The sequence below is a fragment of the Nodosilinea sp. LEGE 07298 genome, assembly GCF_015207265.1.
Classification (GTDB): domain Bacteria; phylum Cyanobacteriota; class Cyanobacteriia; order Phormidesmidales; family Phormidesmidaceae; genus Nodosilinea.
In genome coordinates, this window is sequence record NZ_JADEXE010000342.1 from 1 (window position 1) to 6,607 (window position 6,607).

The window sequence follows — 6,607 nt, forward strand, 5'->3', positions numbered from 1 at the left end:
GGGCTAGGGAGCAGGGGGGCTAGGGAGCCAAGCAATTCGGAATGGTGGGCATATTTCAGCCATCGAGTACTAGGAGCGAAAGGAAGGACCTCGTCTCCTACTGGCGTACTCCTACTGGCGTAAAATTTTTTGATCAAATGTTAAGGGTTTCAACATTCCAGCTAGCATCACCTGATGTTTTGGGCTAAAGCTGGGTATCTTTTATTGCAGCCAAGGGTGATGATTACTGAGCCGCCCCTGAGCTGCCCCTGAACCGATCGCCGCTAGCGATGTCCGACCTAACCTCTGCTTTAAGGATCGAGGGGAGGTCGCCTATGAATCGGTGCTGTTTGTCCGTCCGTATAGATGTGATAAAAGTTCGTTCAAACCCGCCCGAAATTAATGTTGCCACCGAGGCATCCTTGTGTAAAATCGTGAGCAATATCTTTGCGCCCCAGCGCCCTTAAGGAGGTGAGACTTGATGACGGTTAGTGTTCAACCCAATTTAATTCGGTTTTTACAGGATGATTTAGCTATTTCGACAGCCTCTATCCAGGTTGCCCTGAAGCACAGCGAGCAAGATCCTGGGCCATTGCCCATGATTCTTTGGCAGTACGGTTTAGTGACCCTAGAGCAACTAGAGCAAATCTATGACTGGATGGAAGTGGCTTAGACCCACGGCACCCCGCCCAACCGATACGAGGCCCAACCAATAAGAGGCGTAGCACCAGCTGCGCCTCTTGTTTATAGGAAAGGATTTGTATACGGCGGCTTGAGATACTCGGCACGACGGGTCTAAATATCGTTCAGCTGCAGGGCCGATTGTGGAGATATCCAGATTTGCCTAAATAACTCCCTTAGAGCTAGGAATCAAATGCGCCCGGCGAGGATCTACCTCTGTGGCCATACGCATAGATCGGGCAAAGGCTTTGAAGGTAGCTTCGATAATGTGGTGCGAGTTGATGCCGTCGAGTTGGCGAATGTGCAGGGTCATTTGACTATGGTTGACCACGGCGACAAAAAATTCGCGCACCAGCTGGGTGTCGTAGGTACCCACCCGCTGGGTCGGAATCTCCAAGCCGTAGCTAAGGTGGGGGCGGCCCGAGAAGTCGAGCGCCACCTGCACCAGCGCTTCGTCAAGGGGGGCAACGAAATGGCCAAACCGGGTAATGCCCTTGCGATCGCCCAAAGCCTGGTGCAGCGCCATACCCAGGGTAATGCCCACATCTTCGTTGGTGTGGTGGTCGTCGATTTCAATATCTCCAGTGGCCTGCACCTCCAGATCAAACAACCCGTGGGAGGCAATCTGGTGCAGCATATGGTCCAGAAAGGGAATGCCGGTTTTGGCATTGCACTGTCCGGTGCCGTCTAGGGTTAGGCTCACCCGCACATCGGTTTCGCCGGTCGTGCGGCTAACGCTGGCACTGCGGCTGGGGTAAGTGAGACTGGCGTTGGGGGCCGCTAGGGGACGATCTTGGGTTTGCATGGCAGTTTAACGGGTTAAAGCTCTGATCATAAACGACCGCTGAACCAGCAAAGCGATTGCGATCGCTCCTCCAACGACACAGCGTAAAATTTCAACCACAATACCCGCAGATTGGATACTGCAGTTGTTTCACCCAACTACCCATCCACTCCCTTTCTCCCTACGGGAGACGCTAGCGCGAACGACTCCGCTCAGGGACCCCCGCCTACCCATCCACCCATCCACCAAAACTAATGCTCCCTAGCTGCCGGGAAACTTTTCGAGATGGGCCTTGGCTTGCAGGGTCATGTGCTCTTTCTGCACATCAAGGCGCTCAACTTGAAAGGTCATACCGCTGAGGCTAAACTGGCGCAGATCGAACAGGTCGTTCGCCGCCGCGAGCAGGCTTTGGGTGAGCGGTTCCGATGTGTTGTTCGGTTCCATCTGCACATCGTTGAGCATTAGCTGATACCCCTGGGAATCTACGACTGGGGCCGCGCTAAAGGCGACGTGCTGCTGTTCCCCCGAGTCCAGCAGGATATCCGTTGCGATCGCCACCCGTCCTTCCCCTGGCAGCGAAATCTGTACCTGCTGAACCTTCATTTGCACCGGGCGATCGTCGAGTTTTACCTCCAGCTTTTGCAGCTTTCGCTGAATGTAGTCAGAATTACAGGCCCGCTCGATGTCGGCCTCGGTCAGCTTAACGGCCATAGCGGCATTGGTGGGGCGCGTCAGTTCAATGTTGCCAAAGGCCGCTTTGATGGGGTCAATGGCCATACCGTCGGTTCGCACCTTCAGTTCTTCGGTGCGCAGGTCATTTTTGATCACTAAACCCTGCCCCTGAATATCGGCCGACTCCACTTCCCCTTGCATTAGGGCACCTGGATCGGTATGAATTTCGGCTTCCAGGGTTTCCGCTGAGTCGAGCTGAGTTGAGAGCCCCATTTCGACAGCTTTGCTGAGCGCCTGTTCTCCCAAATCCGAATTGCCTTTTGCCATGGTTAGTATCTCTGTATACGCTTGAACCCACCAGTCTAGAGGCCTGCAAAGCCTTTAAGCTCCGTCGCAGTAGGGGTTTTAGGCGTTGGCAAGAGTTTGCTTTGGGAAGATAAATTAATCTTTCTTAATGAATAGCCAAAGGTGCGATCGGTGTGACAGCAGCGCCGCCGCAGTCCTTTAGAGTGCCTACACTAGTACTCTGTGGCGCAAATCTAGATACTATTCTCCGGGGGCTAGGGAGCAGGGGGGCTAGGGAGCCAAGTAATTCGGAATGGTGAGCATATTTCAGCCGTCGAGCACTAGGGCAAGTAGCTGGCAGTGTGTGCACATATGTGCCAGGTCGCGATGACGAGGCCGGACGCGATCGCTTAGAGATTCGCCTCAAAATCAAGTGTCAGCTAAAACAGCTATCTCACGGTGGATTCCCGCCTGCGCGAGAATGGACATTGGTACTTTAATTATTAATTTGCGAGTCGCCTACAAAGCAGCCAGGATGGTCTCACGGGTGATATCGCCTGTTACGAAGGCAGATCCTAATTCCTTGGGCATCACAAAGCGCACCTGGCCATCCTCGACTTTTTTATCGCCCTGGAGCAGATCAAGAATATCGTTAGTCTGGATCTGCGACGGGATTTGAGTAGGTAGCCCTGCTTTTTCGATCAGCTTGAGCTGTCGGGTTTCTTCAGCTGCTGTCCAATAGTTGAGGGCCGTAGCGATTTTGCCTGCCGCTACCATACCGATCGCCACCGCTTCACCGTGGTTGACCCCGCGATAGTGCATCAGGCTTTCAACCGTGTGACCAATCGTATGGCCGTAGTTGAGAATGGCCCGCAGCCCCGCCTCTTTTTCATCTTGAGAGACCACATCGGCCTTGGCCTGGCACGATCGCGTCAGAATAGTGTGCAGCAGCGCGTCCCCCAGATAGCGGTACTGGTCAAGGCGGGGAGCGGCCTCCAGGGTTTCAAACAGCTCCTGATCCCAAATCACACCGTATTTAATCACCTCAGCCATCCCTGCCCGAAATTCACGTGGCGGCAGAGTCTTGAGTACCAGCGGGTCGATCATAACCAGCCGGGGCTGATGAAAGGCACCAATTAGGTTTTTGCCCTGGGGATGGTTAACCCCAGTTTTGCCGCCGATCGAGGCATCGACCATGGCCAGTAGCGAGGTTGGCACCTGCACCACGCTCAGCCCCCGCAACCAGGTGGCAGCGGCAAAGCCAGTCATATCGCCAATCACCCCGCCCCCCAAGGCGACCATAGCTGACTTGCGCTCCAGATGAAAGTCCAGGGCCGCAGCGTAGATTTTTTGAATTGAGGTGAGAGTTTTGTAGCGTTCTCCGGCGGGCAGCAGGCAGGTCTGCACGGCATAGCCAGCCTGGGTGAGAGAGGCGAGGGCGCGATCGCCATACTGCTTAAAAATCGCCGGATTCGATACCAGCAGCAGCTTCTGCCCCCGCTTGACTAGCGGCGTTTCTTCGTTTGCTAACCAGCTGCCCAAATGGTCAATGCCCCCCGTGGCCACCACCACACTGTAGGGATTGTTTGGCAGCGGCACAGGAATGACGGATTTCATGGAGATAGCCAGGCGACGGATAGGGTTGTTTAAAAACTTTAGCCGCTTTGGGCGACGGAAGGTGGGGGTGATGAGGAGGGGGGAGTTCAAGGTTCAAGGTTCAAGGTTCAAGGTTCAAGGTTCTTCAAAATTTTGAACTCTCAGTTTTGAACTTTGCATTCATCCACCCATCCACCCATTCACCCATTCACCCATCCACCCATCCACCCATCCTCTCCCCACACATCCCTCACCGTGGTTCAATATAGAGTCGTAGCTGTTGTGGAGAGAGCGTTATGGGTGGTGTAGTAGCCTATGTAGTGTTTTTGTCGGTCATGGTGGGCACTGCCATGGGGCTGTACTTTGGCCTGCGCCTGACTAAGCTGATTTAGATGGGGTTGACTTAGCCCCTAACTTTGGCGCTAGGTAGGTAATGGCCTGAAGGCTGCCTAACAACAACCAGCCCAAAATGTTGATGCGGCCATCGTAAAAGGCTAGATCAAAGACGGCAAAGGCTGTAGTGCCGCCAAAGCCAGCCAGGTAGCCGCCGAGCAGAGCCAGGGTATCGGCCGGGAGTGGGGCGCATATCACCGTGTAGGTACTGCGCCCCACGACCCATCCCACTAGACCAGTAAACCCAAGGGCCACCGGCAATCCGGCTTCGGCAGCGAGCATGAGCCAGAGATTGTGGGCGTGGGGCAAAAAATCGTCTGCCACTGGAAAATCGGCCGGGTCGTAGAGCAGCTTGAAGGTGCCCAGGCCACTGCCAAACCAGGGGTGATGAGGAATCATATCAAGGGCTAAGCGCCAGACGCTAAGCCGCAGCGAAGCGGTAGCGAGGGCTTCTGGCAGGGTGCGTCCGCCTATGCCCCAAATGAGCGCGCTGATGACCATGAGCGCGATCGCCCCCAGCCCAGCCCAAAAAATATAGCGGTAGGGCCGCAGCAGCCCGCCAAATAGCAGCAGCTGCAGCCCGGCAATTAAAAGCCCATTACGAGAGCCAGAGCAAAAAATGCCGACCAACACCAGGGCGGTCGCTCCACATATCCACGGGCTTTTAGCCCTGAGATCTCGGCGGCTGAGGTAGTAGGCGCAAAGGCCTAGCCCCAGACCGAACACGATCACCATGTAGTTGGCAAAGGCATTGGGATGGCCAAACACGGTGCTGGCCCGAGCCCCATAGCTAGTCTTGAGGTACAACCACTGCAGCCACGGAGAGCTGCCCCAGCGGCTGAGGCCGCTCGGCGATCGCAGATAGATCTCGACAACCGCCGCCAGATTAATGGGAATGGTCGACACTAGCAGCGTTACGGCCCAACTGTGGAGGGTTTTTAAGGGCTGCCTAAAGGTGGGTACAGCGATCGCGATCGCGGCATAAAAAATAAAAAACGGTATAAAATTGAGCGTCTGTAGGGCCGACTCAGCAGGCGCTTCAGATAGCACTACCCCAACGCCAAACCCCAAGGCCAGCCATACCCAGCCATGGGTATAAAGCAGCTGCCAAATCTGCCGATGCCAGCGGTGCAGGCTGACGATTAAAAAGCTGCCTAAGGTCGCGATCGCCCCATAGACCACGTAAGGCAGCACCACCAAACTGGCTAACACCAACCGCTCTAGCGCTAAACTGCTAACCCCAAACCCGTTTTCTTTAGTAGGCTCCATCGCCAAGCATAACCACCCAAATTGTTTTCAGCAAAATGTAAATGTCTAGCCAAACCGACCAGTTCCTGACGTAGTAGGCGTCGAGGTTAACCCGCTCGTCGTAGGACACATTGTTGCGCCCCGAAACCTGCCACAGCCCTGTGAGGCCTGGTAACACCTGAGTGTAAAGGCTGTACTTGTCGGCGTAGCGAAAGATTTCTTCCTTAACAATTGGTCGAGGCCCCACCAGGCTCATTTCTCCCCGCAGCACGTTCCACAGCTGGGGCAGTTCGTCGAGGCTGGTGCGCCGCAAAAAATTCCCCAACCGGGTAATGCGAGGATCGTAGCGAAGCTTGTGGTCAAGCTCCCACTGCGATCGCAGGGTCGGATTGGCCTCAAAGTAGCGCTCTAACACATGGTCGGCATTAGACACCATGGAGCGAAACTTCCAGGCGATAAAAGGAATGTTGTTTTGCCCCAGACGCGGATGGCCGTAGAAAATTGGCCCTGGCGAATCGAGCTTGACCAAAACTGCAATTAGGGCCAGCAGCGGCAGAACTACAATGCCTATCACCACCGTAAGGCCCATATCGAGCAGCGCTTTAATCAAACGAGGCCCCGGCAGTAGGAGCTGCTGGCGAATTTCCAAGCCCAAAATTCCCCCCAAGTCTTTTGAGCTTACCCAAAGACTGGCCACTCCAAACAAATCGGGGATCATCATCAGGTGCGGAAAGGTGCGGCCATAGCGCTCCAATATCCTCAACAACTTTTCCCGCTGCACCCCCGGCATGGCCACAATGGCATAATGAATGTCGTGCTTGCGGGCTAGGAGAGGCGCGATCGACAGTGGCCCTACCACCGGCACGCCACAGATCGTATCGCTGCGATCGCGATCGTCGTCTAGCACGGCCACGGGCTTAAGGCCAAAGTTAGGCTGGTTTTTCAGCGTCTGAATCACCAGTTCCCCCG

General features: G+C 55.0%; 7 protein-coding genes. 2 read left to right on the plus strand and 5 right to left on the minus strand.

The window, feature by feature from the left end:
• Window positions 1-460 precede the first annotated feature (460 nt).
• Complete coding sequence (locus IQ273_RS28710; RefSeq protein WP_194026531.1) at window positions 461-652, plus strand: DUF2949 domain-containing protein; 192 nt, start codon at window positions 461-463, stop codon at window positions 650-652.
• A gap of 171 nt (window positions 653-823) precedes the next feature.
• On the opposite strand, the gene hisB is transcribed toward IQ273_RS28710, so the two are convergent.
• The 3 genes from hisB to aroB all read right to left on the minus strand — a co-directional run bounded on the left by hisB (window position 824) and on the right by aroB (window position 4,018).
• Window positions 824-1,465: an imidazoleglycerol-phosphate dehydratase HisB gene (gene hisB / locus IQ273_RS28715; RefSeq protein WP_194026532.1), complete on the minus strand. Its 642-nt coding sequence runs from the start codon at window positions 1,463-1,465 to the stop codon at window positions 824-826.
• A gap of 240 nt (window positions 1,466-1,705) precedes the next feature.
• Window positions 1,706-2,443 carry a DUF2993 domain-containing protein gene (locus IQ273_RS28720; protein ID WP_194026533.1) on the minus strand — a complete coding sequence of 246 codons (738 nt, stop codon included), beginning with the start codon at window positions 2,441-2,443 and terminating at the stop codon, window positions 1,706-1,708.
• A 477-nt stretch (window positions 2,444-2,920) separates the two neighbouring features.
• Complete coding sequence (aroB, locus tag IQ273_RS28725; protein ID WP_194026537.1) at window positions 2,921-4,018, minus strand: 3-dehydroquinate synthase; 1,098 nt, start codon at window positions 4,016-4,018, stop codon at window positions 2,921-2,923.
• A 275-nt stretch (window positions 4,019-4,293) separates the two neighbouring features.
• Here aroB and IQ273_RS28730 point away from each other — a divergent pair, with 275 nt between their 5' ends.
• The gene (locus IQ273_RS28730; protein ID WP_194026534.1) at window positions 4,294-4,389 is read left to right on the plus strand and encodes a cytochrome b6-f complex subunit PetL; all 96 of its coding nucleotides are present in this window, start codon (window positions 4,294-4,296) and stop codon (window positions 4,387-4,389) included.
• Here the strand turns inward: IQ273_RS28730 and IQ273_RS28735 are convergent.
• Together IQ273_RS28735 and wbaP are read right to left on the minus strand one after the other, a co-directional pair.
• Window positions 4,376-5,659, minus strand: coding sequence for an O-antigen ligase (locus IQ273_RS28735; protein ID WP_194026535.1), 1,284 nt, complete (start codon window positions 5,657-5,659; stop codon window positions 4,376-4,378). The genes IQ273_RS28730 and IQ273_RS28735 overlap by 14 nt on opposite strands.
• On the minus strand, window positions 5,646-6,607 hold a 962-nt coding region (gene wbaP / locus IQ273_RS28740), incomplete at its 5' end, for an undecaprenyl-phosphate galactose phosphotransferase WbaP (RefSeq protein WP_194026536.1). The genes wbaP and IQ273_RS28735, both read right to left, overlap by 14 nt.

Excerpts from the sequence above, each read along its gene's own strand:
- IQ273_RS28710 (WP_194026531.1), top strand. The coding sequence starts at position 461 with ATGACGGTTAGTGTTCAACCCAATTTAATTCGGTTTTTACAGGATGAT.
- hisB (WP_194026532.1), bottom strand. The coding sequence starts at position 1,465 with ATGCAAACCCAAGATCGTCCCCTAGCGGCCCCCAACGCCAGTCTCACT.
- IQ273_RS28720 (WP_194026533.1), bottom strand. The coding sequence starts at position 2,443 with ATGGCAAAAGGCAATTCGGATTTGGGAGAACAGGCGCTCAGCAAAGCT.
- aroB (WP_194026537.1), bottom strand. The coding sequence starts at position 4,018 with ATGAAATCCGTCATTCCTGTGCCGCTGCCAAACAATCCCTACAGTGTG.
- IQ273_RS28730 (WP_194026534.1), top strand. The coding sequence starts at position 4,294 with ATGGGTGGTGTAGTAGCCTATGTAGTGTTTTTGTCGGTCATGGTGGGC.
- IQ273_RS28735 (WP_194026535.1), bottom strand. The coding sequence starts at position 5,659 with ATGGAGCCTACTAAAGAAAACGGGTTTGGGGTTAGCAGTTTAGCGCTA.